We start from the raw sequence: 23,688 nt of genomic DNA on the forward strand, positions 1-23,688 counted from the left end.
CTGGTGTCCAGGACCGGGGACGGTCCCGGCTGGTCGCGTGTCACGGACGGGAGGCGCGGATCACCGCTCCCAGTCGATGGCCGCCCGCGACCTGACGAGTCCTCGGATCTCCGCTGCCGCCGCCTGGTGGTCGGGGTGCACCTGGTACGCGTCCAGCCCGGCGAGGTCGTCGAACGTCGCGACGACCGCGACGTCCTGGTTCTTCCCCGGGTAGGCGACGTTCTCGACGACCTCGAGGGACCGGATCGTGTCGACGGTGCCGACCAGGCCGGTCAGCAGTTCGCGGATGCGGTCGATCGACGCCGAGCGGTCGAGGTCCTCCCGCAGGGTCCAGGAAACGACGTGGTGGATCATGCGCGGGCCTCGGCCTTCTCGAGGGCACGGTGGAGCCGGTCGGCGTCCACGTGCCAGTTGCTGTGGACCCGCCCGTCGACCAGGACGACCGGGATGTCCTCGGCGTACTGCTCGCGCAGCGCGTCGTCGTCCAGGATCGACCGCTCCTGCAGGGTGGTGCCGGGGTGGTCGGCCACGACCCGCTCGACGATGGGTCGGGCGTCGTCGCAGAGGTGGCAGCCGGGCTTCGTCAACAGGGTCACGGCGGGCATGTCATCACCCTAGCCCGCAGGGGAACCGGCGCGCGGACACACGAAAGCCCCGGCGGACCGGGGCTTCGGGTGCAAGTACTGGACTTACTTCTTGTTGCGACGCTGGTGGCGCGTCTTGCGAAGGAGCTTGCGGTGCTTCTTCTTCGCCATGCGCTTGCGACGCTTCTTGATGACAGAACCCATAGTGGACCTCGCTCGGAACGATGCTGATGTGTGGACACCGGGCCCGAAGAGACCGCGGAAAATCAACCCGGCCGAGTCTAGCGGAGCGCAGCGGTCCTGTCGAACGAGCGGCGTGGCCGGGCGGACGGGCGCTAGCCGACGTCGGCGACCCCGCCGCCGCGCAGGACGTCGGCGACCGCGGACTCCGGGACGCGGAACGACCGGCCGAAGCGGATCGCGGGCAGCTCACCGGCGTGCACCATCCGGTAGACCGTCATCTTGGAGACGCGCATCATCTCGGCGACCTCTGCGACGGTGAGGAAGCGCACGTCGTCGAAACTGCCGCTCATGGTGGTCCTTCGGGTGACCCGCGCTCCCGCGCGGGATGGGTGTGACCTGTGTGGTCTCTGGTAACTGTAGGGGCCGACGGGACGACGTGTCCAGGCACTTCCGAGGCTCGGGGCCGAACCGTGACGTCAGTCGTCCTCGCCCCGTCGGGTGAAGCGCTTCCGACTGCTCTCGACGACGCGCTCCCAGCCCTGCTGCGCCCCGCTGAACGCCGCGGTCGCGCGGTAGGACGCCTCGGCCATCACGCGGCCGAGCTCCGTGCCGACCTCGACCGTGGCCTTGCCGGCGGTGCCGTTGCGGCGGATCGAGACCGGCTGGCCGTCGAGCGTCCAGGCCGTCGTGGCGGGGGTGCCGTCGGCGTCCACCGCGCCGGTGAACGGGACGACCCACTCCTCGAGCCGGACGAGGGGCTCGGGGTCGAGACGGTAGAAGCGGTGCTGACCCTCCTCGCGCGTGGAGACGAGGCCGTTGTCCCGCAGGACCCGGAGGTGCTTCGACACGGTCGGCTGACTCACGCCGAGCTTCGTGACGAGCTGCCCGACGCTGAGTTCGCCGCCGGTGCTGTCCGACCCGTACGCGGCGAGCAGCGCACCGAGCAGTTCGCGCCGGGTCGGGTCCGCCACGACGGTGAAGATGTCGGCCATGCGGCAAGGCTAGTCGGGCGGGCACGGATGTACCATGACCGCTGTCCCGCCCATGTCCCCGGAGGCATACGATGCTCGACCGCACCGAGCCGCTCCCGCCCCAGGTGAGCGCCTCCCGGCGACAGGTGAGCCGGATCGCCGCGGTGCTGCGGTCCTCGCCCTCCCGACTGGCGATCCTCGTCTTCATCGCGCTGGTGTTCCTGTTCACGCTGCTGTTCATGACGCCGATGGCCTCGGCGGACGGCACGACGACGCACTTCTCGGACGCCCTGTTCACCGCCGCGTCGGTGGTCTGCGTCACCGGACTCGCCACGGTCGACATGGCCACGCACTGGTCGGTGTTCGGCAAGACCCTCGTGGTGATCGGCACGCAGATCGGCGCCGTCGGGGTCCTGACCTTCGCGTCGATCCTCGGGCTCGTGGTGACCCGTCGGCTCGGGCTCCGCGCGAAGCTCATCGCCGCGGGCGACTCGAACCCGCTCCGCACCCACCACGGCGCCGTCCCCGAGGGCCAGGCGGTCCGGCTCGGCGAGGTCGGCACGCTCCTGCTGACGGTGGCGGTGAGCACGCTGACGATCGAGATCGCCGTCGGGCTCCTGCTCCTGCCGTCCGTGCTCGTCGCCGGGTACCCGTTCTGGACGGCCGTGGGCGACTCCTTCTACTACGCGGCGATGGCGTTCACGAACACGGGGTTCGCACCGAACGCCGACGGCCTCGCGCCGTTCACCCACGACTACTGGTTCCTGTCGCTCCTCATGGTCGCCGTCGTCCTCGGGTCGATCGGCTTCCCGGTCATCCGGACGCTCACCAAGCAGCTCCGCTCCCCGCGGCGGTGGCCCATCCACGTCAAGCTCACGCTGACCACGAGTGCGGTCCTGCTGCTCCTCGGCGCCGTCGTCTACATCGCGCTCGAGGCCTCGAACCCCCGCACGCTCGGGTCCGAGGGCGCCGGGCACACGGCGTTCCAGGCCCTCTTCTTCTCGACGATGACCCGCTCGGGCGGCTTCGCGACGATCGACGTCGAGCAGATGCACGGCGCGAGCCTGCTCGTCACCGACATGCTCATGTTCATCGGCGGCGGCTCGGCCTCGACCGCCGGTGGCATCAAGGTGACGACCCTCGCCGTGCTGTTCCTCGCCGCCGTCGCCGAGGCCCGGGGCCGCCGCAGCATGGAGGCGTTCGGCCGCCGCATCCCGAGCGACGTCCTCCGCGTCGCCGTCGCCGTCGTGCTGTGGGGCGCGACGATCGTCGCCGTCGCCACCGTCGTGCTCCTGCAGATCACCGGCGACTCCCTGGACCGCGTGCTGTTCGAGGTCATCTCGGCCTTCGCCACGTGCGGCCTGTCCTCCGGGATCTCGGCCGAGCTGCCCGAGTCCGGCAAGTACGTGCTCGCCGCCACCATGTTCCTCGGCCGGGTCGGTACAGTGACGATCGCCGCAGCCCTGGCCGCCAGCCAGAGCCGGCAGCTGTTCCGCCGACCCGAAGAGAGGCCCATCGTTGGCTGACCGACGCGCCGACCGCCGTGCGCCCCACCCCGTCACCGGAGCCGTGAGCCACGACGCCCCCGTGCTCGTCCTCGGCCTCGGCCGCTTCGGCGCCGCGACCGCCGGGCAGCTCGAGCGCCAGAACCGCGAGGTCCTCGTCGTCGACACCGACGCCGCGCTGGTGCAGAAGTGGTCGGACCGCGTCACGCACGCGGTGCAGGCGGACGCCACCGACATCGACGCCCTGCGGCAGATCGGCGCGCAGGACTTCGCGATCGCCGTGGTCGCGGTCGGTTCGCACCTGGAGTCGAGTGTCCTCATCACCTCGAACCTCGTCGACCTCGGGATCCCGCAGATCTGGGCGAAGGCCGTCAGCCGGTCGCACGGCACGATCCTGTCCCGCATCGGCGCGAACCACGTCGTCTACCCGGAGCGCGAGGCCGGCGAGCGGACCGCCCACCTGGTCTCGGGACGCATGCTCGACTTCATCGAGTTCGACGACGACTTCGCGGTGGTCAAGATGCACCCGCCCCGCGCGGTGCGCGGCAAGGACCTCGCCACGACGGTCATCCGCACGCGGCACGGACTCACCGTGCTCGGCATCAAGTCGCCGGGGCGGGCGTTCGTGCCGGCGACGCCGGACAGCGTGATCGGCGAGGACGACGTGATCATCGTCTCCGGCACCGAGACGGACCTGGAACGCTTCGCGGCGCTCGAGTGACCCGCTGACGGCCTGGAGGCTCGTGGCGGGGCCCGCCACGAGCCTCCCGTCCGGTGCTCGTCGCCCCCGGCGACGCGTGGCTGGGACCGCGCCGTCAGGACCGCGCGATCTCCTCGGCCCGTGCGATCGCCGCGCGCGACGCGCGCTCCAGCGTGTCTGCGAGGTCCGCGTCCTGCAGGACGGCGACGGCGCGCTCGGTCGTGCCGGCCGGGCTGGTGACCGCCCGGCGGAGGTCCGCGGGCTCCCGCCCGGAGGCTGCCAGCAGCTCGACCGCGCCGCGGAGCGTCCCCTGCACCATCGCGGCGGCCTGGTCGTGGTCGAAGCCGAGGCGCTCGGCGGCCTCCTGCCACTGCTCGACGAGCAGGAAGACGTAGGCGGGTCCGGAACCGGAGACGGCGGACAGGGCGTCGAGGCGGTCCTCCGGCACGGTGAGCACGGTCCCGGAGACGCTGAACACGGACGACGCGAGCGCGACCGCGTCGTCGTCGGCGGTCACGCCGGCGCTGATGCCGGTGACGCCGTGCCCGACGCCGATCGGGGTGTTCGGCAGTGCACGGACGACGCGGACGCCGGCGGGCACGCGGGCTTCCATCGCGGCGGTGGTCGTACCGACGGCGACGCTGACGACCACGGCGCCCGGGTGCAGGGACGCAGCGACCTCGTCGAGCACGTCGGCCACCATGTACGGCTTGACCCCGAGCACCACGAGGTCGGCGCCGCGGACCGCGTGCCGGTTGGCGTCCGGGTCCGTGTCGGTGGCGAGGGCGTCGAGCCCGCGCCCCCGCAGTGCCGCAGCCGAGCCCTCGGACTTCGTCGTGAGCGTCACGGTGGCCGGGTCGAGCCCAGCGGCGAGCAGGCCGTCGAGGACCGCGCCGGACATGGAGCCGACGCCGAGCATGGCGGTGCGGGGCAGTTCGATCGTCATGCTCCCGACCCTATCCAGCGACCTGGCGCACCGGTCGCGCCTAGGATCGGGGCACGTCGGGAGAAGGGACACCTGTGAGCGCTTCGGGAGGCACGAGGGCGATCCTCGCCGCACTGGCCGCGAACGTCGGGATCGCGATCGTCAAGTTCGTCGCGGCGGCGATCAGCGGGTCCGCGGCGATGCTCGCGGAGGGCGTGCACTCCCTCGCCGACTCCGCGAACCAGCTCCTGCTGCTGCTCGGCGGACGGCGTGCGCGGAAGGCCGCCGACCAGGAGCACCCGTTCGGCCACGGGCGCGAACGGTACGTGTACGCGTTCGTCGTGTCGATCATCCTGTTCACCGTCGGCGGGGTCTTCTCGCTGTACGAGGGACTCGAGAAGCTCGCGGCACCGCACCCGCTCGAGAACTGGTGGCTGCCGGTCGCCGTGCTCGTCGTCGCGATCGGGCTCGAGGGCTTCTCGCTCCGCACGGCGCTCCGCGAGGCCCGCCCGCACAAGGGGTCGCAGTCGTGGGTGCAGTTCGTGCGCCGGGCGAAGGCGCCCGAGCTGCCCGTCGTCATGCTCGAGGACACGGCGGCCCTGACCGGCCTGGTGTTCGCGCTGCTCGGCGTCGGGCTGACGGTGGTCACCGGCAACGGGGTGTTCGACGCGGTCGGCACGATACTGATCGCCCTGCTCCTCACCGCGGTGGCGGTCGTGCTCGGCATCGAGACGAAGAGCCTGCTCGTGGGCGAGGGTGCGAACGACGCCGACGTCGAACGCATCCGGGCCGCGACGCTCGACGGGCCGGAGGTCGACTCGATCGTGCACCTCAAGACCCTGTACCTCGGCCCGGACGAGCTCATGGTCGGCATGAAGGTCGCCGTCGACGGCGACCGGCGGCTCGGCGACGTCGCGGCGGGCATCGACGCCGTGGAGCAGCGGATCCGCGCCGCGGTCCCGGCAGCGCGGGTGATCTACGTCGAGCCGGACGTGCTGCGCACCGGTCCGCGACCACCGACCGAGGCGATCGTCATCCGCGCCGCCGACTGAGGGCAGCCTTGCTGGCGGAGGGCCACCCGGTTCCGCCAGGCTCGTGTCCATGACGGCGCTCTCCTCGGTCCTGCTCATCCTGCACTTCCTCGGCCTCGCGGCCGTGATCGGCGCGTTCCTCGTGCAGGTGCGCCGCAAGGGCGGGTTCCAGACCGGTTGGATGATCACCGGGCTCGTCACGCAGCTCGTCACGGGCCTCGCGATGATGGGCATCCTCGACGCCACGACGGACGGCGGGGCGAACCACGCGAAGCTCGGCGTGAAGCTGGCCGTCGCGGTGGTCGCGCTCGTCCTGGCGCTCGTCGCCCGGGCGCGTCAGGCGCAGGCCGACGCCGGGAAGGCGAAGGCGAAGGCCGCGCTGCCGTTCTTCCACTCGGCCGGGGCGCTGGCGATCATCAACGTGCTCGTCGCGGTGCTCTGGAAGTAGGGCGCCCCGCGGTCTCAGCGTCGCTCGTGGAAGAACGCGTCGAGCAGTGCGGCGCACGCCGCCTCCTGCACGCCGCCGACGACCTCGGACCGGTGCGGCAGCCGGCGGTCCCGCGCGATGTCGTAGACGCTGCCCGACGCCCCGGCCTTCGGATCCCACGCCCCGAACACGATCCGCGGCACCCGGGCGGCCAGCGCGGCACCGGCGCACATGGGGCACGGCTCCAGCGTCACCACGAGCGTGTGCTCCGCGAGGTGCCAGTCCCCCGTGACCGCGGCCGCGGCCCGGAGCGCCAGGACCTCGGCGTGGGCTGTCGGGTCCTGCCGCGCCTCGCGCTCGTTGCGTCCGACCGCCACGACGGCGCCGTCGGCGTCGAGCACGACGGCCCCGACCGGGACGTCACCGGTGGCCAGGCACGCGCGTGCCTCGGCGAGGGCACGGTCCATGGCGGCGGTGAACGGGCGGCCGGCGGGGTCTTCCACGCGTCGATCCTGCCCCATCGGCACGGTACGCTCGACTCCATGCGAGTCCACGTCGCCGACCACCCGCTCATCACCCACAAGCTCTCGGTGCTCCGCGACCGGACCACACCGTCCCCCACGTTCCGCGCCCTGACCGAGGAGCTCGTCACGCTCCTCGCGTACGAGGCGACGCGCAACGTCCGCGTCACGGCCACGCCGATCGACACCCCGGTCGCGCACACCATGGGCGTCTCGATCGCGAAGCCCCGTCCGCTCGTCGTCCCGATCCTCCGCGCGGGCCTCGGCATGCTCGAGGGCATGGTCAAGCTCGTCCCCACGGCCGAGGTCGGCTTCCTCGGCATGGCACGCAACGAGACCACGCTCGAGCCCCAGACCTACGCCGAGCGCCTGCCCGACGACCTGTCCGGCCGCCAGTGCTTCGTGCTCGACCCGATGCTCGCGACGGGCGGCACCCTCGCGGCGGCGATCGACTTCCTGTTCGACCGCGGCGCGGAGGAGGTCACGTGCGTGTGCATCCTCGGCGCCCCGGAGGGCCTGGCCGCCGTCGAGCAGGCCGTCGGCGACCGCAACGTCACGATCGTGCTCGGCGCCCTCGACGAGAAGCTCGACGAGAACGGGTACATCGTCCCGGGCCTCGGCGACGCCGGCGACCGCCTGTACGGGCTGGCCGAGTAGCACCACCGACGCGACGCCCCCGATCGCGCGAGACCCTGCCGCCAGGCAGGAGGTCCCGCGTGGTCGGGGGCGTCCTGCATCCCGTGGGCCGGACCACGCACCGTCCGCACGGACGGTTGACACGGGGTTGGTATACCGCTGATACTCGTCCCATGACTGCGAACCCGTCCACCCGCGTCCTCGAGACGTGCTCCTCCCGAGGGGCAGTGGGGACCGTCGGCACGATGATGCCGACGACGGCGGTCATGCGTTGTCGAATGTGTGCCTGATCGGTACCCGTTCCAGCTGGATCCCCCGCGACACCACCCCGGTCGCGAGCGTGTGATCCCCGGGTGACACCGACTCGACGACGCACAGCGTCCGGCGACGGACAGCGACCGTGCTCGAGACGGTGCACCCGTACCCCCGGGAAGGCCCCGGTCCACCGCCGGACCGCAGGGCGACACGGCGATCCGCCGACCCCGGACCGACGCATTCGACACCGCCGCGCCGCACGCAGCGCAGCAACCCGCACGGAAGAACCGCCATGTCGCTCACCATCGCCCAGCCCCGCACCGCTCACCGCTCCCCCGCGTCCGTGTCGACGGACCTCGGCACCGTGACGCCCATCCGGTCCCGTCGCGCACCGGTCGCTCCGCCGGTCCCGAACGGCATCCCGACCAGCCCGGTCGTCGCGCCGCAGCGCAACCGGTCGCTGCCCGAGGGCACCGAAGCCCGCGGCTTCGCGCTGTACGTCGGCATCGACGAGGCGCAGGCCGCCGCCGCCGGCACCTCGCTCGCCGCGGTGGTCGAGCAGCTCAAGGCCCTCACCGCGCAGCTCGTGCCGACCTCGGAGACGTACGCCGCGGTGGCCGTCGCCGCCGAGGGCTCCGGCGGCCGTGACGTCGACGTCGTCCGGCTCGCCCTGCAGGACCGGTCCGCCGTCGCCGCGCGCAAGCAGGCCGAGAAGCCCGAGCCCGAGGAGACCGGGGTCGTCATCGACATCTCTCGGAAGCGGGTCACGCTCGACGGCGAGGTCGCTCCCCTGACCTACAAGGAGTTCGAACTCCTGCAGTTCCTCGTCCTCCGCGAGGGACAGACCGTCGACCGCGCGGCCATCATCGAGGGCCTGTGGTCGGACGGCGAGGACGAGACCCCGAACGAGCGCACGATCGACGTGCACGTTCGCCGGCTCCGCTCGAAGCTCGGCGCCTTCGAGGAGATCGTCCGCACCGTGCGGGGTGTCGGCTACCGGTTCGACCGGCACGCCGACGTCGCCGTGCGCTACGCCTCGACGCCCTCGCCCGACCTCTTCTGATCCGCTCGGCGTCCTCCCGGTGAACTCGCAGCGAACGACCTCGTCACACGCTGGCGCGCCGTTACCTCGCCGTTATACAGTCCTTCTTGCAGACAGTGTTTGCTGTGGCACTGGCTGCGGAATGTGATTGCAGGACACTCTTGGTGCAAGGGAGAGGGCCGGTCGCCCAGAAGGCGACCGGCCCTCGTTGCGTCTGCCGACCCGTCCGCGGGAGTGTCCCCCGTCTGCACGGCGCGCTCGTGCTCCGTCGCTAGTGTGGGTTGACCGCACGACCGAAGGGGCCGCACCGTGGACGAGTCACGCCGCAGCGACAAGGCGACCGCCGTCGCGGCCTGGGAAGCACTGTTCCGGGCGCAGGTGACGGTCATGCGGGCGCTCAACGCCGACTTCCCGAGCGCGGAGATCTCGTTCAACGAGTACGACGTGTGCTTCAACCTGTCGACGCAGCCCGGCCGTCGGTGCCGGATGCGCGAGCTCACCGGACACCTGCTGCTCACCCAGCCGAGCGTCAGCCGACTCGTCGAGCGCCTGGCGTCGAAGGGCATCGTCGAGAAACAGCCGGACCCGAGCGACGCCCGGGGGGTCATCGTCGCCCTCACGGCGCACGGGTTCGACGTCTACCGCTCGGTCGCCGTGCAGCACGCGCAGACCATCGCGGAGCAGGTCGGCGCCGGTCTCGACGACGACGAGCTCCGGACGCTCACCGCCCTGTGCACGAAGCTCCGGGTCGCGGCGGACGCACCGGGGCGGAGCACCACCCGCGTCCCGCGTGACCGGGCCACGGTGGACGCATGAGGGGCGCGGTCGTCTGGCTGCGGGAGGACCTGCGGCTCGCCGACAACCCCGCGCTCCGTGCCGCGATCGACCACGGCGGACCCGTCACGGTCGTGGTCGTCCTCGACGAGGAGACCGACGGCATCCGACCGGTCGGGGCCGCGAGCCGCTGGTGGCTGCACCACTCGCTCGCGGCGCTCGACGGCGAGCTGCGGGACCGGGGGTCACGACTCGTGCTCCGGAAGGGCGCTGCTGCCGACGTGGTGCCGGCCCTGGTCCGTGACGCCGGTGCGGACGCGGTCTACTGGAACCGTCGCTACGGCCGGGTCGAGCGCGACCTGGACGCCGGCATCAAGAGCGGCCTGACCGACGCCGGTACCGAGGCGCACAGCTTCGCGGCGAACCTGCTCTGGGAACCGTGGACCGTCCTGACCGGGCAGGGCGAGCCGTTCAAGGTCTTCACGCCGTTCTGGCGTGCGGCGCAGGCGATGCCTGAACCCCGGCACCCGCTGCCGAAGCCCCGTGACCTGCCGGCGCCGGCGGACGTGGACGGCGACGACCTGGACGACTGGGCCCTGCTGCCGACCGCTCCGGACTGGGCCGGCGGACTCCGCGACGCCTGGGAGCCGGGCGAGGCCGGGGCGCACCGGAAGCTCGAACGGTTCGTCCACGACGCGCTCGAGGACTACGACCAGCGCGACGAGCCCGCGATGGCCGCGACGAGTGACCTGTCCCCGCACCTGCGCTGGGGCGAGGTCAGCCCGTACCAGGTGTGGCACCGGCTGCACGGCGAACTCGAGCCCGAGCAGCGTCGGCAGGCCCCGGCCTTCCTCCGGCAGCTCGCGTGGCGCGAGTTCAACTGGAACGAGTACTTCCACTGCGACGACATCGCCACCGTGAACGTCCGCCGTGAGTTCGACGCCTTCCCGTGGCGCGACGCCGACCAGGACGAGATCGACCGCTGGCGGCACGGCCGCACGGGCTTCGACCTGGTCGACGCGGGGATGCGGGAGCTCTGGCACTCCGGCGCGATGCACAACCGTGTGCGGCTGGCGGCGGCGAGCTTCCTCGTGAAGAACCTGCTGGTCGACTGGCGGATCGGCGAGCAGTGGTTCTGGGACACCCTCGTCGACGCCGACCCGGCCAACAACGCGGGCAACTGGCAGTGGGTCGCCGGGTCCGGGTTCGACGCGGCGCCGTACTTCCGCGTCTTCAACCCCGACCGGCAGCTCGAGCGGTTCGACCCGCACCGTGAGTACGTGCACCGCTGGGTCCCCGCGGACGAGGACCGGCCGGAGCCGATGGTCGACCTCAAGGCGAGCCGGCAGCGCGCCCTCGACGCCTACGACCGGATGCGCCGCGGATGAGCCTGCCCGACGACCTGCTGGCCGAGGTCGACGCGCTGTTCCATGACCGCGTCGCGGCCCGGACGGCCCCGAGCAGCGTCTGGGGCGTGTTCGACCGTGACGGGCTCATCGCATCCGGCGGGCACGGCGACCGCGGGGACGGTCGGGCACCGGACGCCGACACCGTGTACCGCATCGCGTCGTGCACGAAGAGCGTCACCGCGGCGACCCTCCTCACGCTCGTCGCCGAGGGCCGCGCCGACCTGGACGCCCCGATCACCGACGCGGTCCCGGCGTTCGCCGAGGTCACGCTGCCGTCGCGGGACGCCCCGGTCCCGACCCTGCGCATGCTCCTCACCATGGCCGGCGGGTTCCCGACGGACGACCCGTGGGCCGACCGGCAGGAGTCGATCGCCGACGCGGAACTCGACGACGTGCTCCGGGGCGGGCTGCTGTTCGACTCGGTGCCCGGGACCCGGTTCGCCTACTCGAACACCGGGTACGCCCTGCTCGGTCGCGCGGTGGCCGTCGCAGCCGGGACGACGTTCCTCGAAGCCGCGACCAGCCGCGTGCTGGCACCCCTCGGCCTGGAGGACACGGTGTTCCGCGCCGAGGACGCCCGCGGGTACGTGGTGACCGGGCAGCGCGACGACGACGGGTCGTGGACCCCGCAGCCGATGACCGGCCCCGGGGCGTTCTCGTCGATCGGCGGACTGTTCTCGACCGTCCGCGACCTCGCCCGGTGGGCACGACACCTGGCCTCCGCGACGTCGACCACCCCGGAGCCCGGACCGCTCTCCCCCGCCGATCGACGGCTCATGCAGCAGGCGATGCGCGTCGTGCCGCCGTCGGTGGTCCCGACCTCGACCCGGGCGACCGCGTACGGCTTCGGGCTGTTCGTCGAGCAGGACCCGCGGTTCGGTGAGCTCGTCAGCCACTCTGGCGGCTACCCCGGCTTCTCCGCGCACATGCGCTGGTCCGTCGAGCACGGCCTCGGCGTGGTCGCGTTCGAGAACGCCACGCAGGCCAAGGTCTCCGCGGCCGCCGACCGGGCGCTCGACGTCGTGCTGGAACGAATCCCGGGCCAGCCGGCCCCGGTCGCACCGGGCGTCGAGCGGACCGCCGCCGCCGCCCGGGACGCCCAGCGCTCGGTCACCACCCTGCTCCAGCAGTGGGCCGACGCCCCGCAGGACCCCGCCGGCGACGCCCTCGCCGACCGCGTCTGCAGCCCGAACGTCGCGATGGACCAGCCGTACGAACGGCGACGGCGGGCACTCGCTGAGGCCGTCGCCCGCGTCGGTGTCGACCTGCACGCGGACCCCGTCGAGGAGCACGCGACCGTGCCCTCACAGCTGCGCTGGTGGCTGCCGGGGACGAACGGGCGCCTCCGCATCGAGATCAAGCTCGCGCCGCTCGCCGTCGGACTCGTGCAGACCCTGACGGTGACCGCGGAGCCCACCGAGCGCTAGGGCCCAGCTCAGACCGGCGGCCGTCCGCCCACGAAGCCCAGCGCACGCGACGCCACCCGGGTGCCCTCGCGCGCGGCGGCGCCGACCCGCACGGGGTCGGTCGCCCACGCACGCAGGAACCCGGCGGCGAAGGCGTCCCCGGCCCCGAGCGTGTCGACGACCGTCGCTGGGGTGGCCGGGACCCGCTGCGGGCTCCGGCCCGGACGTCCGAGCAGCGCCCCGTCGGACCCGGTCGTCACGACGACGAGCGGCACGACCGCGGTGAGCCGGCGGACGGCCTCGGCTGCGGTCGCCGCGCCGGTCAGCGCGCAGGCCTCGGCCTCGTCCGGGAAGAGCACGTCGACGCCGTCCAGGGCGGCGAGGAACGCCTCCGGGCCGACGGAGCGGACCACGGCCTCGGCGGACGGGTCGAGCGACACCCGCGCACCCGCGGACCCCGCTCGTGCGACGAGCCCTGCGATCCGCTCGGCACCACCACCACCGAGCATCGCCGCCCCGGTGAGGTGCACGATGTCCGCGCGCGCGACGAGGTCGCCCGGCACGTCCGCCGCGTCGAGGTCACCGCTCGCCGCGGGATCCGTCATCGCGGTCCGGCCGCGGCCGTCGCGTACGGAGACGATCGCCCCGGTCGCGGCGCGCGCGTCGTAGCGCACGTGCGCCCGGACGCCGGCGTCCGCCAGGGAGCGCTCGTGTCGGAGGACGTCGTCGACGCCGACGCGGGCGACGAGGTCGACCTCCGCCCCGAGCCAGCCGAGCCAGGTGGCGGTGTTGCCCGCGGCGCCGAGCGACCGGTGCTGGATGACGGCCGCCGGGTCGTGCGTCCCCACCGCCTCGGCGCTCGTCTGCACGAGGACCCCGTCGAGCACGTCGCCGACGACCAGGAAGCGCTTCCCGACGCCGCGACGACGACCCGTGACCTCTCGTCCGGCGCGTGTGGCTGCGGGCCGTGGGGGCACCACGACGGGCTCGGAGGACGATGACACGTCCGCCATCCTAGCCAGACCCGAGCATTCCTCTACTTCAGGGAAGCTGCGAGCAGATGTCGATCCTCGCAGGTGCGGGATGTCATGGTGATCGGCTAACATTTCAGGTGATCGGCTGCGTCGTGCGCGTCGACCGACCACCACGCGACCGCGACCCCCGGAGATCCCATGCCCAGGAAGCCCGACCCGACGCTCAAGCCCGCGATCGTCGAGAAGGTCGCGCAGCACCTGCTCGACACCAAGCTCGAGGACGTCTCCGTCCGCAGCCTCGGCCGGGTGCTCGGCACGAGCGCGTACCCGATCGTGTACCACTTCGGCTCGCGGGAGTCCCTGATCCAGGCGGTGGTCGACCACCTCGAGGCCGACGTGGTCGATCTCGTCCTCGATCCCGAGGGCGACACCGACGCACTGGGCCGGCACCTCGTCACGGTGTTCGGCGGACTGGACTCCCCCGAACGCGCACTCGCCGCGCGGCTGACGTTCGAGCTCGGCTGCGTGGAGTCCATCGACGGGCGGGATCGCGAACGGCGATCGTTCCGGCGTCGGATCGCGGAGATCGCTGCCTGGTGCACCGCGCACGGCGCCTGCCCGGACACCGCCGAGCGCACGGCACGCGCCGCCGTCGGTGCCGCACGTGGCGTGCAGTGGGGCGCCCTCGTCGACCCGGCCGGCACGGACGTCGACGGCGCACTCCGGGCGATCGCGCTCGAGGTGTCCGTCGGCTCCCTCGCCACCGCCTGACGGCGTCCGTCCGCCCGCCGGCAGGTCACACAGGATCGACGAACCGCCGGCAGACGCGTGCCGGTCAGCCCACCCACGGCCACCAGCCGACGCCTGCCACCCGACCGCGCGCGACCGCCGGACTGCGCGAGGCGACCAGACTGCGCACGGCGACCAGACTGCGCACGGCGACCAGACGACGGACGGGAGGCGCGGTGCCAGCTGGCACCGCGCCTCCCGTCCGTGGGCCGGTCACCGTGGTGACCGACGTCGCGTCACAGGGTGACGAACGACTGCGCCTTCGCGTTCGCGAAGCGGGCCGCCACGTTCTCCCAGTCGACGATGTTCCACACGGCCTTGACGTAGTCCGCCTTGACGTTGAGGTAGTCGAGGTAGAAGGCGTGCTCCCACATGTCGAGCATGAAGATCGGGACGACGCCGAGCGGGACGTTGGCCTGCTGGTCGAAGAGCTGGAACGTGACCAGCTTCTGGCCGACCTGGTCCCACGCGAGGACGGACCAGCCGGAGCCCTGGATGCCGTTCGCGACCGCAGCGAACTGCGCCTGGAACTGCTCGAAGGAGCCGAAGAACTCGTCGATCGCCGCGGCGAGCTCACCCTCGGGGACCTTCGTGTCCGGGCCGAGGTTGGTCCAGAAGATCGAGTGGTTGACGTGCCCGCCGAGGTGGAAGGCGAGGTCCTTCTCGAGCTTGTTGATCGCACCGAAGTTGCCCGACTCACGAGCCTCGCCGAGCTGCTGCAGCGCGGTGTTGGCACCGGTCACGTAGGCCTGGTGGTGCTTGTCGTGGTGCAGCTGCATGATCTTGCCGCTGATGTGCGGCTCGAGGGCGGCGTAGTCGTACGGCAGGTCGGGCAGGGTGTACTCAGCCATCGGAGGTCCTTTCGTTCGTGGTTGTCGGACGGTGCTCCGCGGCTCAGGAGAGCCGGGAACGTTCGGAGAGGGAGTGGAACTCCCGGTTGTGGTAGACCAGCGGCTCGCCGTGCTCGCGGCCGACGACGATGTCGAGGACCTCGGCGACGACCACGGTGGACGAACCGATCTCTGTCGTCGAGCGAGGCCGGCAGCGCAGGGCGGTGGCCGCGGCCGGCAGGTAGCGCTCACCCGTGGGCAGGGTGCCCCACATCGGGTCGTCCGCCGCCGGGCTGCCGGTCGCGGCGAAACGCTTGGCGAGTCCGACGCTCAGCGAGTCGACGAGGTGCACGACGAAGACGTCGGCGCCGAGCACGACCCCCGCGGAGCCGGACTTCGTGGAGAGCGAGAACACCAGGACGGGCGGGTCGACCGCGACGCTCGCGACGCTCGACGCGGTGAGACCGGTGGGCCCGTCGGATCCCTCGGCGGTGATGACCGCGACACCGGCGGGGTGTCCGCGGAAGGCGGCCTTGTACGCGTCGGCGGTCGTGGCCGGGGCTTCGTCGGGCATGGCAGTCGTGGGGTTCCTCCGGGGTGGGGTGGGCCGCGGCTGCGCGGCCACGTCCCAACGTAGGACCTCAACCGTGGTTCAGGTCAACGATTCCCAGGTTCGTCCGATCCCGGGCGCGCCGGAGGAGGCGCCGGAGGGGGCTCGGTCGCGCCGGAGCCTGCCCGGGGCCAACGATGGAGCAGAAGACGTCGGGTGGCGGTCACCGACCCGACGTCTTCTGCTCCACCGAGTGCACGGGTCCACCAAGCGGACGGGCGAGTGCGCGCGAGCGAGCACGGGACCACGCAGGACCGCCCGCGCCGGTCGCGCGCCGCCGGGTCAGTCGCGCTTGAGCATGACGACCGAGGCGGCCGCGGCGACGAGCATGAGCACCGCGGCGACGCCCGCCGTGATCGTCACGCCGGAGTCGAACGCCGCCCGGGCGCTCTCGAGCAGCGCCTGCCCGGCCGTGCCGCCGAGGTCCTGCGCCGCCGACACCGCGCCGCCGAGGGTCTCCTGCGCCGCCGTGTGCGCCGACCCGCTCAGACCGCCGGGCACCACGACGTGGGCCCGGTAGGCGGCCGCGAGGATGGTGCCGAGCACGGCCGTCCCGAGGACCGCGCCGATCTCGTACGCCGTCTCGGACACCGCCGACGCCGCACCGGCCTTGTCCGCGGGCGCCGTCGAGATGATGAGGTCGTTCGTGACCGTCTCGGACGCCCCGATCCCGATGCCGAGCAGCACGAACGCGAACGCCAGGGCGACCACGGACGCGTGGTGCCCGAGGACCGAGACCATCGCGTACGCCGCGGCCGAGAACGTCAGCGACACCGCGACGACCCACCGCGGGGCCACCCGGGCGACGATCGGCACGACGACGAGTCCGGCGACGATCGTGAGCACCGACCCGGGGATGAGCACCATCCCGGAGGCGAACGGGTCGAGCCCGGCGACGAGCTGCAGGTGCTGCGCGATGAAGAACAGGAAGCCGGTGAGCGAGAACATCGCCGCCATGTTCATGAGCACGCTGCCGCTGAAGGCCGTGCTCCGGAACAGCCGGAGGTCGAGCATGGGCGTGCGCGACCGGAGCTGCCGGCGGACGAACGCGATGCCGCAGAGCACGCCGACGGCGAGCATCGCGATCGCGAAGCCGCGCTCCTCGGGGTGCACGACCGACTTGATCGCCCAGGCGATCGGCGCGAGCGTCCCGAGCGAGAGCAGCATGCTCGGGACGTCGACGGGCCCCGGCGCGGGGTCGCGGGACTCCGGCACGAAGAACGGCACGCCGACGAGCATGAGCACGAGGATCGGGACGGCGACCAGGAAGACGCTGCCCCAGTGGAAGTGCGCCAGGAGCACACCGCCGACGAGCGGGCCGAGGGCGTTGCCGGCGGCGAACATCGTCGACCAGACGGCGAGCGCCATCCGCCGCTCCCCCGCGACGGTGAACACGTTGCGGATGATCGAGAGCGTGGCCGGCATGAGCATCGCGCCGAACACGCCCATCGCGATGCGGGCCGCGACGAGCATCCAGGCCTCGGTCGCGAAGGCGGCGGCGACGGAGAACAGCGCGAACCCGGTCGCGCCGACGACGAGGATCCGGCGGCGTCCGATCCGGTCGCCGATGCTGCCCATGACGACGAGCAGACCGGCGAGGACGAGCGGGTAGGCGTCGACGATCCAGAGCTGCGTGGTCGCGCTCGGGTCGAGGGCGCGGGCGATCGTCGGCAGCGCGAAGCTCAGGACGGTGTTGTCCACCGAGATGAGCAGGACGGGCAGCATCAGCACGGCGAGCGCGGCGAACCGTCGGGCGCGGCTGACGGTGACGGCGGTGGCGACGGGGCTGGTGAGCAGTGCGGACACGGTGACTCCCTGGGGGTTCGAGCCGGACCAGGTCGACGGCGGAGCAGACGAGACGGGGCGCGGTGTCGACACGCGCCCCGTCAGGACTCCGTAAGTGTACCGTCTGGACGGTGTTGGTTGCAAATGCAACCGAACGGCGGACGGGAGGCCCGTGGCGGCGCCGCCACGGGCCTCCCGTCCGCCTCGCGCGCACCCTGCGGACGCGGGTCGCTCAGGCGGACTCGCGCACCAGCAGGCGGTGGCGCACGGTGCGCTGCACCGACGTGCCGGAGCGCGGCAGCTCCCCCGCGAGCATGCCGAGGGCGAGGTCGAGCGCTTCGCGCGCGACCGCGCCGAGGTCGACCGCCAGGGTGGTCAGGGTGGGGGCGACGAGCGTGCCGACCGCGAGCCCGTCGACGCCGACGACACGGACGCGTCCGGGCACGTCGACACCGGCCCGACGGCACGCGGCGAGGACGCCGAGCGCCATGACGTCGTTGAACGCGAGCACCGCGTCGACCGCGGGGAACCGTTCGAGCGCCCGCGCGGCCATCGCGGCCCCGTGCTCGGACGTCGACGCCTCGGCGATCGCGATCTCCGGTCGGTGCCCACGGCGCCGGAGTGCGTCGATCACGAGGAGCCCGCGGCTGCTCGGGCGGCCGGTGTGCGAGGCGTCGACGATCACCGGGTGCCGCACCCCCGTGGCCGTCAGGTGATCGGCGAGGTCCTCGACGGCCGGCGCCGGGTCGATGCGGACGGCGCCGCGGAGGACCTCGCCGGCGGGGTCGAGCTCGACGACGGGGACCGTGCCGAGCCGCTCGATCCAGTCGGGCGCGCGGATGCCGAGGTAGCCGATCACCACGTCGGTCTGCGCCCCGAGGGCCTGCACCGCGCGGTCGGAGTCCCCCGCGAGCCCGACGTCGGCGAGCATGACGTTCCACCCGCGGGCCGCCGCCAGGCCGAGCACCGCGGCCGCGAGCTCGGGCGAGTAGGGGTTCCGGAGGTCGTTCACCACGAGGCCGAGCTGACGGTCACCGCCGGTGACGAGCCCGCGGCCGAAGCGCGACGGCCGGTAGTGCAGGGCCGACGCTGCGGCCAGGACGCGCTCCTTCGTCGCCGCGCTGATGCCGTACATGCCGTTCATCGCGCGGGTCACGGTCTGACGAGAGACCCCGGCGGCCGCGGCGACGTCGTGGATCGTGGCGCGGGTGGCCGACCGCCCCGCGGACGCGTCGGCGCCTGCTGCTCCGTCCGCTGCTGCTGCGTCCGCGGGGTGGGTGGTGTCGGTCGCGCCGTGGGGCGTGGTGTCGGTCACGTTCGGGTCGTGCTGTCGGCCGAGCGCCGCGGTCAGGCGCGGAGGTCCAGCCACGCGACCTGTTCGGGGCTCAGCTCGACGGACAGCCCGGTCATCGACGAACGGGCCTCCTCGATGGTGCGCGGGCCGAACAGCGGGAAGGTCGGGAACGGCTGGTGCAGCACGTACGCCAGGGCGATCGCGGTCGCGGGCACGCCGTGCTGCTCGCCGAGCTCGCGTGCGCGGCGGAGGCGCTCGAAGTTCTCGTCCGAGTAGTAGCAGCGCACGAGCTCCGGGTCGCTCGTGTCGCCGGGAGCGGCACGGCCGGTGAAGAACCCGCGGGCCTGGGACGACCACGGCAGGAGCGGGACCTGCCGTTCCTCGAGCCAGCGCTTCGACTCCGGGTCGGTCGCGTGGCGGCAGCCGGCCCACGGCACGTCGTACGCCTCGGCGAGACCGAAGTGGTTGCTGAGGACCTCGAACCCGTGCTTGCCGTTCGCACGGGCGTACTCGTTCGCCTCGTCGAACCGGGCGGTGCTCCAGTTCGAGCCGCCGAACACCCGGATCCGTCCGGCGCGGCGGTGCTCGTCGAGCACGTCGACGAACTCCCCGACCGGCACGTCCTCGTTGTCCCGGTGCATCATGTAGACGTCCGCGTGGTCCGTGCCCTGCCGCTCGAGGCTCTCGAGCAGCTGCCGGGTGAGCGACTCCGGGTCGCAGTACGGGGTGTGGGCGCCCTTGGTGATGACGACCACGTCGTCCCGGATGCCGCGGTTCTCGATCCACTTGCCGAGTCGACCCTCGAGGACGCCGCCGCCGTAGACGTAGCCGGTGTCGAAGACGTTGCCGCCCTGCTCGACGAACATGTCGAACAGCGCGCTCGCGTGGGCGAGGTCGGGCTGGTTGTCGACACCCATGACCAGCCGGGACATGCGCTTGCCGACGCCAGGGACCTCGCCGTACCGCATCGGGGCGTCGTCGCGGACGCGCAAGGGGGCACCGCTCACCGTGGGGATGTCGGCCGTCTCCGCCTCGAACGGGTAGCGCAGGCCGATCGCGGCGCGCCAGCGGTCGAGCGTTCGGGCGGTCGCGAGCGTCTCGTCCAGGGTCATCTGCGATGCCTCGACGGCTCCGGCGCGCAGGGCGTCGGTCGTCGCGTCTGCCTCGCGGGCGTAGGGGTGCTCGCCGGCGAAGGAGATCGTGCGCGGCTCCTCGTCGACGGTGCTGACCGTGATCGTCGGGTCGGCCGAGAGCGTCCACGGGTCGGTGAGGACGATGCGGCCGCGGCTGCCGTGGACGGTCACCGCGTTGTCGTCCTGCAGGTGCACGCCGGTCCGGACGCTCGCCGTGACGCCGCCGCGGTAGGTCAGCTGCGCGACCGTCCACTCGTCGACCCCGGTGGGGCCGAGGGTGCCGGTGGCCGTCAGGTCGACGGGCTCGGCGACGGCGACACCCGTCGCCGCCTGCACGATCGCGGCGGTCATCGTGACCGGGTACCCGCCGACGTCGAGGATGCCGCCGCCCGCCGTCGCCGGGTCGTACAGTCGACCGCTGCGCTCGCCCGTGCGGAACGCGAAGGACGCGTCCACGTGCAGGACGTCGCCGATCGCACCCTGTCGGACGAGGTCGAGGAGCGCCGCGGTCTGCGGGTGGAAGCGGTACATGTAGGCCTCGACGAGGGGCAGACCCGCCTGGCGTGCGGCGTCGACGAGCGCCATCGCGGTGCCGTGGTTCGGAGCGAGCGGCTTCTCGCAGAGCACGGCCTTGCCGGCGGCGAGGGCGCGGAGCACGAGGTCGGCGTGGCCGGTGTGCACCGTCGAGACGTAGACGGCGTCGACCCGGTCGTCCGCGAGCACCCCGGCGTGGTCGACCGCGGCGACGTCGGCGAACCCGTGCTCGGCGGCCTCGTCGGCGAAGGCCTGCGCGCGCTCCGGCGACGAGCTCCCGGCGGCCACGAGCGTGCCGGTGCTCGCCGGCAGCTGCGACAGGAAGCGGCGGGCGATGCTGCCGGGGCCGAGCACCGCCCATCGGGGCCGGTCGGCGCCCGTGGACGGCGTGGTCGAGGGGGTCGCGGTCTGCGCTGACATGCGGTTCCTGTTCGTGCGGTGGGCCGTGCGGTCGCTGCGACGCTACCCACCGCCGAGCGCGCGGACAAGGAGTTCGTGAACGTTCACGGAACCGGCCGTTCGTCGGCGTGCGGGCGGTTGCCTAGACTCGTGCGCATGGCAAGCGCCCGAGACCGTGTCCTGGACAGCTTCGTCGCCATCGTGTGCGAGGAAGGCGAGCGTCCGGCGACCCTCGACGCCGTCGCCGCGCGGGCGGGCGTCTCGAAGGGTGGACTGCTGTACCACTTCGGCTCGAAGGCAGCCCTGGTGGAGGGGCTGTGCGAGCGGCTGTCCGACCTCGGGGCGATCGACGTCGAGCGGATGCGCGAGGCCGAGGACGGCGCCGCGCGCTACTTCGTGCGGAACTGCCTGTTCGTCGGCAGCGAGCTCGACCTCGCCCTCCTGGCGGCCAGCCGGCTGCAGCAGGCCGGGTACGAGGAGGCCGGCCGGACGCTCGACGACACCGAGAACGCATGGCTCGAGACCCTCGTCGACGAGCTCGGCGACGCGCCGACCGCGCAGGCCGTGAAGCTCCTCGGCGACGGGCTGTACCACCAGGCCTCCCTCGGCGCGGTGACCGGGTCCGAGGTCCGGCCGAACCGAGGCACCGTCGACATGGACACGCTGCTCGCCGTCGTCGACCGTCTCATCGCCACCCGCCCCACTGCGTGAACCGGCGCCCCGTCGTCGGGGCGTGCACCGGCCCCGGCCGACCTGGGGATAGACTGGTCGGGATCCACCCGCTCGAACCGGAGGTACCACCGTGGGCCGCGTCATCGCCGCTTTCTTCTCGATCCTGCTGCTGCTGGTGTCGATGTACCTGTTCGGGTTCGCGTTCCAGGTGCAGTCCGGCCAGGCGTTCGTCTTCATGGGCGGCCTGCTGCTCATGTCGCTCTCGTTCTACCTGCCGATCCATGTCTTCGGCAAGCGCTGACTCCCGCGCCCCCGGCGCTCGTCAGGACGGCCCCGCACCGATCGGTGCGGGGCCGTCCTGCGTCTGCCCGGCTGTCGCGCTCCGCGTCCGCCGGTCGCGCTGCGCCCGACGGCCGGCGTCGAACCACGGAGCCGACGTCGAACCACCCCCCACAGCTGGTTCGACGTCGGTTCCCTGGTTCGACGCGGCGTCGCCCCTACCCCAGCGGCGTCGGCAACGACTCCACGGCCGGGACCGGGACCACGGCGGCGGTGCGGCGCAGCTGACCGATCCGGGCGAGGGCACCCGCGACCGCGGCCGCGATGCCGAACGGCACCGCGTAGACCAGCCCGAACAGGAGCGCGTCGGCACGGAACGGGGCCGTGTACGAGGTCGCCCCCGCGATCACCTCGATCATCACCGCGGCGGTGAGCCCGGCCGTCACGGCCGTCCATCCGACGTCTGCCGCGTCCGAGTCCACCCGCCGCAGGCACCGGCCGACCCCGTACGTCACCGGCAGGACGACGATCGCCGCCCCGAGCGCCGGCAGCGCCGAGGTGAGCGGGACGGCGACCGCCCACCACAGGACCGACCAGTCGAGGCCTCCGTTCCCGGGCCCGAGCACGACGACCTGCATCGCAGCGAGGGTGACGGCCGGCAGCGTCACGAGGACCAGCCAGCCGAACGCGCGGGCCTCGAGCTCGACGGACTCGGCGACGGTCCAGCCGCGATGCGGTCCGGCGGTCACGCGTCCCGCCCGGCGACGATGCCGACGATCTCGGTGACCGTGCGGCGGAAGGGCCGGACGCGGAGCATCGGCAGGGCGAAGCGGAGCACCCCGAGAGCCGTGTCGACGAGCCGGTCCGTCCGACGTTGGTCGGGCGAGGTGTCGTACACCCAGAACAGCGTGACGAGCAGGTAGGCGGTCCACAGCGCCCGCGGCAGGTCGTCGCCGAGCGGCGCCGGGAGCTTCGTGCGCGACCCGTCGACGGCCTGACGGAAGAGCCCGAGCACGACGTCGCGCGCCGGCGCGGACTCCGGCGACATCGGGTTGTTCGGGGACCCGGGCGCGATCGCGGTCGTCAGGAACTGCGGCGCGATCCCGTGCCAGGACCGGAGGTTCGCCAGGCCCGTCCGCACGACGACGCCCACGCGGTCGGGGAGCTCGTCGACGCCCTCGAGCTCCGGGGTGGCTCGGGCGACGTGCTCGTGCTGCACCTCGACGTAGAGCTCCTGGACCAGGTGGTCCTTCGTCGGGAAGTGGTAGTAGGCGTTGCCGACCGACAGCCCCGCCTCGTCCGCGATCCCCCGCATGGTCGTGCCGTCGTACCCGTGCTCGCGGAGGGACCGGATCGCCACCTCTCGGATCCTGGCGCGGGTGCGGTCGCGCTTCGTCATCGGCACCGCATCGTTTTCGAACATGTTCAAAAACTACACCCCGGACCACTCCGGGGCACAACGACGACGAGCACCCCGCACGAGGTGTGCGGAGTGCTCGTCGGGTGGGGCGGAGGTCAGCCGGCCATCTGGCGCAGGCTCCGGAGGGACACGGCCGTGGCGATCGCGGCGTGCGCGGCCTCGGCTCCCTTGTCCTCCTTCGACCCGGGCAGGCCGGCGCGGTCGAGGCCCTGCTGTTCGTCCTCGAGCGTCAGCACACCGAAGCCGACGGGCTTGCCGGTGTCGATCGCCACCCGGGTCAGGCCGCTCGTCGCCGCGTCCGAGACGAACTCGAAGTGCGGGGTCCCGCCGCGGATGATCACCCCGAGGGCGACGACCGCGTCGAAGCCGGACTCGAGCGCCGCCTTCGCGACGACCGGCAGCTCGAAGCTGCCCGGCACCGGGACGACCTGCGCCGTCGCGCCGAGCCGCTGCACCTCGCGCTGGGCACCGGCGAGCAACCCGCCAGCGATGGTCTCGTGCCACTGCCCGGCGACGATCGCCACCCGGACGCCCGTCCCGTCGACGTGGTCGCGCTCCGCGGCTCCTGCTCCGCTCATCGTGTGGTCCCTTCGGTGGGCG

The 23,688-nt window shown here is 72.8% G+C and carries 28 protein-coding genes; 12 read left to right on the plus strand and 16 right to left on the minus strand.

The window, feature by feature from the left end:
• Positions 1-60: 60 nt before the first annotated feature.
• From LQK89_RS11550 to LQK89_RS11570, 5 genes are all read right to left on the minus strand, one after another.
• Positions 61-354 (minus strand): Dabb family protein, encoded by a 294-nt coding sequence (locus tag LQK89_RS11550; RefSeq protein WP_231049171.1) that lies wholly within the window; start codon positions 352-354, stop codon positions 61-63.
• The gene (locus LQK89_RS11555) at positions 351-605 is read right to left on the minus strand and encodes a glutaredoxin family protein (RefSeq protein WP_058741923.1); all 255 of its coding nucleotides are present in this window, start codon (positions 603-605) and stop codon (positions 351-353) included. Before LQK89_RS11555 ends, LQK89_RS11550 begins: the two co-directional genes overlap by 4 nt.
• A gap of 84 nt (positions 606-689) precedes the next feature.
• Positions 690-788: a 30S ribosomal protein bS22 gene (locus tag LQK89_RS11560; protein WP_003792170.1), complete on the minus strand. Its 99-nt coding sequence runs from the start codon at positions 786-788 to the stop codon at positions 690-692.
• 131 nt (positions 789-919) lie between these two features.
• Positions 920-1,117 (minus strand): helix-turn-helix domain-containing protein, encoded by a 198-nt coding sequence (locus LQK89_RS11565; RefSeq protein ID WP_058741922.1) that lies wholly within the window; start codon positions 1,115-1,117, stop codon positions 920-922.
• Between the two features lie 126 nt (positions 1,118-1,243).
• The gene (locus LQK89_RS11570; protein WP_083519949.1) at positions 1,244-1,759 is read right to left on the minus strand and encodes an ArsR/SmtB family transcription factor; all 516 of its coding nucleotides are present in this window, start codon (positions 1,757-1,759) and stop codon (positions 1,244-1,246) included.
• A gap of 71 nt (positions 1,760-1,830) precedes the next feature.
• Between LQK89_RS11570 and LQK89_RS11575 the strand changes: the two genes are divergently transcribed.
• Together LQK89_RS11575 and LQK89_RS11580 are read left to right on the plus strand one after the other, a co-directional pair.
• Positions 1,831-3,264: a TrkH family potassium uptake protein gene (locus tag LQK89_RS11575; RefSeq protein WP_058741921.1), complete on the plus strand. Its 1,434-nt coding sequence runs from the start codon at positions 1,831-1,833 to the stop codon at positions 3,262-3,264.
• Positions 3,257-3,964, plus strand: a complete 708-nt coding sequence (locus LQK89_RS11580) for a potassium channel family protein (protein WP_217507587.1) — start codon at positions 3,257-3,259, stop codon at positions 3,962-3,964. The genes LQK89_RS11575 and LQK89_RS11580 overlap by 8 nt, the downstream gene beginning before the upstream one ends.
• Before the next feature lie 94 nt (positions 3,965-4,058).
• Here LQK89_RS11580 and proC read toward each other — a convergent pair whose 3' ends face one another.
• Positions 4,059-4,889, minus strand: a complete 831-nt coding sequence (proC, locus tag LQK89_RS11585; RefSeq protein ID WP_231049172.1) for a pyrroline-5-carboxylate reductase — start codon at positions 4,887-4,889, stop codon at positions 4,059-4,061.
• 74 nt (positions 4,890-4,963) lie between these two features.
• Here proC and LQK89_RS11590 point away from each other — a divergent pair, with 74 nt between their 5' ends.
• Complete coding sequence (locus tag LQK89_RS11590; RefSeq protein WP_231049173.1) at positions 4,964-5,920, plus strand: cation diffusion facilitator family transporter; 957 nt, start codon at positions 4,964-4,966, stop codon at positions 5,918-5,920.
• A gap of 49 nt (positions 5,921-5,969) precedes the next feature.
• Positions 5,970-6,347 (plus strand): hypothetical protein, encoded by a 378-nt coding sequence (locus tag LQK89_RS11595; protein ID WP_083519948.1) that lies wholly within the window; start codon positions 5,970-5,972, stop codon positions 6,345-6,347.
• A gap of 14 nt (positions 6,348-6,361) precedes the next feature.
• Here the strand turns inward: LQK89_RS11595 and LQK89_RS11600 are convergent, their stop codons facing one another.
• Entirely contained in the window at positions 6,362-6,793 is a 432-nt protein-coding gene (locus LQK89_RS11600) for a nucleoside deaminase (protein WP_231050793.1), read from the minus strand.
• A gap of 75 nt (positions 6,794-6,868) precedes the next feature.
• Here LQK89_RS11600 and upp point away from each other — a divergent pair, with 75 nt between their 5' ends.
• From upp to LQK89_RS11625, 5 genes are all read left to right on the plus strand, one after another.
• Positions 6,869-7,504, plus strand: coding sequence for a uracil phosphoribosyltransferase (upp, locus tag LQK89_RS11605; RefSeq protein ID WP_114849733.1), 636 nt, complete (start codon positions 6,869-6,871; stop codon positions 7,502-7,504).
• A 526-nt stretch (positions 7,505-8,030) separates the two neighbouring features.
• Positions 8,031-8,801 (plus strand): winged helix-turn-helix domain-containing protein, encoded by a 771-nt coding sequence (locus tag LQK89_RS11610; RefSeq protein WP_231049174.1) that lies wholly within the window; start codon positions 8,031-8,033, stop codon positions 8,799-8,801.
• A gap of 288 nt (positions 8,802-9,089) precedes the next feature.
• The gene (locus LQK89_RS11615; RefSeq protein WP_058741915.1) at positions 9,090-9,596 is read left to right on the plus strand and encodes a MarR family winged helix-turn-helix transcriptional regulator; all 507 of its coding nucleotides are present in this window, start codon (positions 9,090-9,092) and stop codon (positions 9,594-9,596) included.
• Positions 9,593-10,942, plus strand: a complete 1,350-nt coding sequence (locus LQK89_RS11620) for a cryptochrome/photolyase family protein (protein WP_231049175.1) — start codon at positions 9,593-9,595, stop codon at positions 10,940-10,942. The genes LQK89_RS11615 and LQK89_RS11620 overlap by 4 nt, the downstream gene beginning before the upstream one ends.
• Positions 10,939-12,390, plus strand: coding sequence for a serine hydrolase domain-containing protein (locus LQK89_RS11625; RefSeq protein ID WP_231049176.1), 1,452 nt, complete (start codon positions 10,939-10,941; stop codon positions 12,388-12,390). The genes LQK89_RS11620 and LQK89_RS11625 overlap by 4 nt, the downstream gene beginning before the upstream one ends.
• Positions 12,391-12,398: 8 nt before the next feature.
• Here the strand turns inward: LQK89_RS11625 and LQK89_RS11630 are convergent, their stop codons facing one another.
• Positions 12,399-13,373 (minus strand): carbohydrate kinase family protein, encoded by a 975-nt coding sequence (locus LQK89_RS11630; protein ID WP_167510108.1) that lies wholly within the window; start codon positions 13,371-13,373, stop codon positions 12,399-12,401.
• Between the two features lie 168 nt (positions 13,374-13,541).
• Here LQK89_RS11630 and LQK89_RS11635 point away from each other — a divergent pair, with 168 nt between their 5' ends.
• Positions 13,542-14,114, plus strand: a complete 573-nt coding sequence (locus LQK89_RS11635; protein ID WP_144804396.1) for a TetR/AcrR family transcriptional regulator — start codon at positions 13,542-13,544, stop codon at positions 14,112-14,114.
• A 254-nt stretch (positions 14,115-14,368) separates the two neighbouring features.
• Here LQK89_RS11635 and LQK89_RS11640 read toward each other — a convergent pair whose 3' ends face one another.
• The 5 genes from LQK89_RS11640 to LQK89_RS11660 all read right to left on the minus strand — a co-directional run bounded on the left by LQK89_RS11640 (position 14,369) and on the right by LQK89_RS11660 (position 20,738).
• Positions 14,369-14,983 (minus strand): superoxide dismutase, encoded by a 615-nt coding sequence (locus LQK89_RS11640; protein ID WP_058742645.1) that lies wholly within the window; start codon positions 14,981-14,983, stop codon positions 14,369-14,371.
• Between the two features lie 43 nt (positions 14,984-15,026).
• Positions 15,027-15,536 (minus strand): flavin reductase family protein, encoded by a 510-nt coding sequence (locus LQK89_RS11645; protein WP_231049177.1) that lies wholly within the window; start codon positions 15,534-15,536, stop codon positions 15,027-15,029.
• A gap of 318 nt (positions 15,537-15,854) precedes the next feature.
• Positions 15,855-17,378 carry an MFS transporter gene (locus tag LQK89_RS11650; protein WP_174777906.1) on the minus strand — a complete coding sequence of 508 codons (1,524 nt, stop codon included), beginning with the start codon at positions 17,376-17,378 and terminating at the stop codon, positions 15,855-15,857.
• Between the two features lie 211 nt (positions 17,379-17,589).
• Positions 17,590-18,672 (minus strand): LacI family DNA-binding transcriptional regulator, encoded by a 1,083-nt coding sequence (locus LQK89_RS11655; protein ID WP_231049178.1) that lies wholly within the window; start codon positions 18,670-18,672, stop codon positions 17,590-17,592.
• 32 nt (positions 18,673-18,704) lie between these two features.
• A complete protein-coding gene (locus LQK89_RS11660; protein WP_231049179.1) occupies positions 18,705-20,738 on the minus strand; it encodes an aldo/keto reductase in 2,034 nt (677 codons plus the stop codon).
• A 135-nt stretch (positions 20,739-20,873) separates the two neighbouring features.
• On the opposite strand from LQK89_RS11660, the gene LQK89_RS11665 reads away from it, so the two are divergent.
• Positions 20,874-21,428, plus strand: a complete 555-nt coding sequence (locus LQK89_RS11665; protein WP_174777904.1) for a TetR/AcrR family transcriptional regulator — start codon at positions 20,874-20,876, stop codon at positions 21,426-21,428.
• A 91-nt stretch (positions 21,429-21,519) separates the two neighbouring features.
• Complete coding sequence (locus LQK89_RS11670; RefSeq protein ID WP_174777903.1) at positions 21,520-21,690, plus strand: hypothetical protein; 171 nt, start codon at positions 21,520-21,522, stop codon at positions 21,688-21,690.
• A gap of 196 nt (positions 21,691-21,886) precedes the next feature.
• On the opposite strand, the gene LQK89_RS11675 is transcribed toward LQK89_RS11670, so the two are convergent.
• The 3 genes from LQK89_RS11675 to ribH form a co-directional block, all read right to left on the minus strand.
• Positions 21,887-22,417 carry a hypothetical protein gene (locus LQK89_RS11675; protein WP_231049180.1) on the minus strand — a complete coding sequence of 177 codons (531 nt, stop codon included), beginning with the start codon at positions 22,415-22,417 and terminating at the stop codon, positions 21,887-21,889.
• A complete protein-coding gene (locus tag LQK89_RS11680) occupies positions 22,414-23,091 on the minus strand; it encodes a TetR/AcrR family transcriptional regulator (RefSeq protein WP_231049181.1) in 678 nt (225 codons plus the stop codon). The genes LQK89_RS11675 and LQK89_RS11680 overlap by 4 nt, the downstream gene beginning before the upstream one ends.
• A 92-nt stretch (positions 23,092-23,183) precedes the next feature.
• Positions 23,184-23,666: a 6,7-dimethyl-8-ribityllumazine synthase gene (gene ribH / locus LQK89_RS11685; RefSeq protein ID WP_114849743.1), complete on the minus strand. Its 483-nt coding sequence runs from the start codon at positions 23,664-23,666 to the stop codon at positions 23,184-23,186.
• Positions 23,667-23,688: the final 22 nt, after the last annotated feature.

It is taken from the genome of Curtobacterium sp. C1 (assembly GCF_021049325.1).
GTDB classification, from domain to species: domain Bacteria; phylum Actinomycetota; class Actinomycetes; order Actinomycetales; family Microbacteriaceae; genus Curtobacterium; species Curtobacterium citreum.

Coding starts and splice junctions, on each gene's coding strand:
- LQK89_RS11550 (WP_231049171.1), bottom strand. CDS start 354: ATGATCCACCACGTCGTTTCCTGGACCCTGCGGGAGGACCTCGACCGC.
- LQK89_RS11555 (WP_058741923.1), bottom strand. CDS start 605: ATGCCCGCCGTGACCCTGTTGACGAAGCCCGGCTGCCACCTCTGCGAC.
- LQK89_RS11560 (WP_003792170.1), bottom strand. CDS start 788: ATGGGTTCTGTCATCAAGAAGCGTCGCAAGCGCATGGCGAAGAAGAAG.
- LQK89_RS11565 (WP_058741922.1), bottom strand. CDS start 1,117: ATGAGCGGCAGTTTCGACGACGTGCGCTTCCTCACCGTCGCAGAGGTC.
- LQK89_RS11570 (WP_083519949.1), bottom strand. CDS start 1,759: ATGGCCGACATCTTCACCGTCGTGGCGGACCCGACCCGGCGCGAACTG.
- LQK89_RS11575 (WP_058741921.1), top strand. CDS start 1,831: ATGCTCGACCGCACCGAGCCGCTCCCGCCCCAGGTGAGCGCCTCCCGG.
- proC (WP_231049172.1), bottom strand. CDS start 4,889: ATGACGATCGAACTGCCCCGCACCGCCATGCTCGGCGTCGGCTCCATG.
- LQK89_RS11595 (WP_083519948.1), top strand. CDS start 5,970: ATGACGGCGCTCTCCTCGGTCCTGCTCATCCTGCACTTCCTCGGCCTC.
- LQK89_RS11600 (WP_231050793.1), bottom strand. CDS start 6,793: ATGGACCGTGCCCTCGCCGAGGCACGCGCGTGCCTGGCCACCGGTGAC.
- upp (WP_114849733.1), top strand. CDS start 6,869: ATGCGAGTCCACGTCGCCGACCACCCGCTCATCACCCACAAGCTCTCG.
- LQK89_RS11610 (WP_231049174.1), top strand. CDS start 8,031: ATGTCGCTCACCATCGCCCAGCCCCGCACCGCTCACCGCTCCCCCGCG.
- LQK89_RS11620 (WP_231049175.1), top strand. CDS start 9,593: ATGAGGGGCGCGGTCGTCTGGCTGCGGGAGGACCTGCGGCTCGCCGAC.
- LQK89_RS11625 (WP_231049176.1), top strand. CDS start 10,939: ATGAGCCTGCCCGACGACCTGCTGGCCGAGGTCGACGCGCTGTTCCAT.
- LQK89_RS11635 (WP_144804396.1), top strand. CDS start 13,542: ATGCCCAGGAAGCCCGACCCGACGCTCAAGCCCGCGATCGTCGAGAAG.
- LQK89_RS11640 (WP_058742645.1), bottom strand. CDS start 14,983: ATGGCTGAGTACACCCTGCCCGACCTGCCGTACGACTACGCCGCCCTC.
- LQK89_RS11645 (WP_231049177.1), bottom strand. CDS start 15,536: ATGCCCGACGAAGCCCCGGCCACGACCGCCGACGCGTACAAGGCCGCC.
- LQK89_RS11660 (WP_231049179.1), bottom strand. CDS start 20,738: ATGTCAGCGCAGACCGCGACCCCCTCGACCACGCCGTCCACGGGCGCC.
- LQK89_RS11665 (WP_174777904.1), top strand. CDS start 20,874: ATGGCAAGCGCCCGAGACCGTGTCCTGGACAGCTTCGTCGCCATCGTG.
- LQK89_RS11680 (WP_231049181.1), bottom strand. CDS start 23,091: ATGTTCGAAAACGATGCGGTGCCGATGACGAAGCGCGACCGCACCCGC.
- ribH (WP_114849743.1), bottom strand. CDS start 23,666: ATGAGCGGAGCAGGAGCCGCGGAGCGCGACCACGTCGACGGGACGGGC.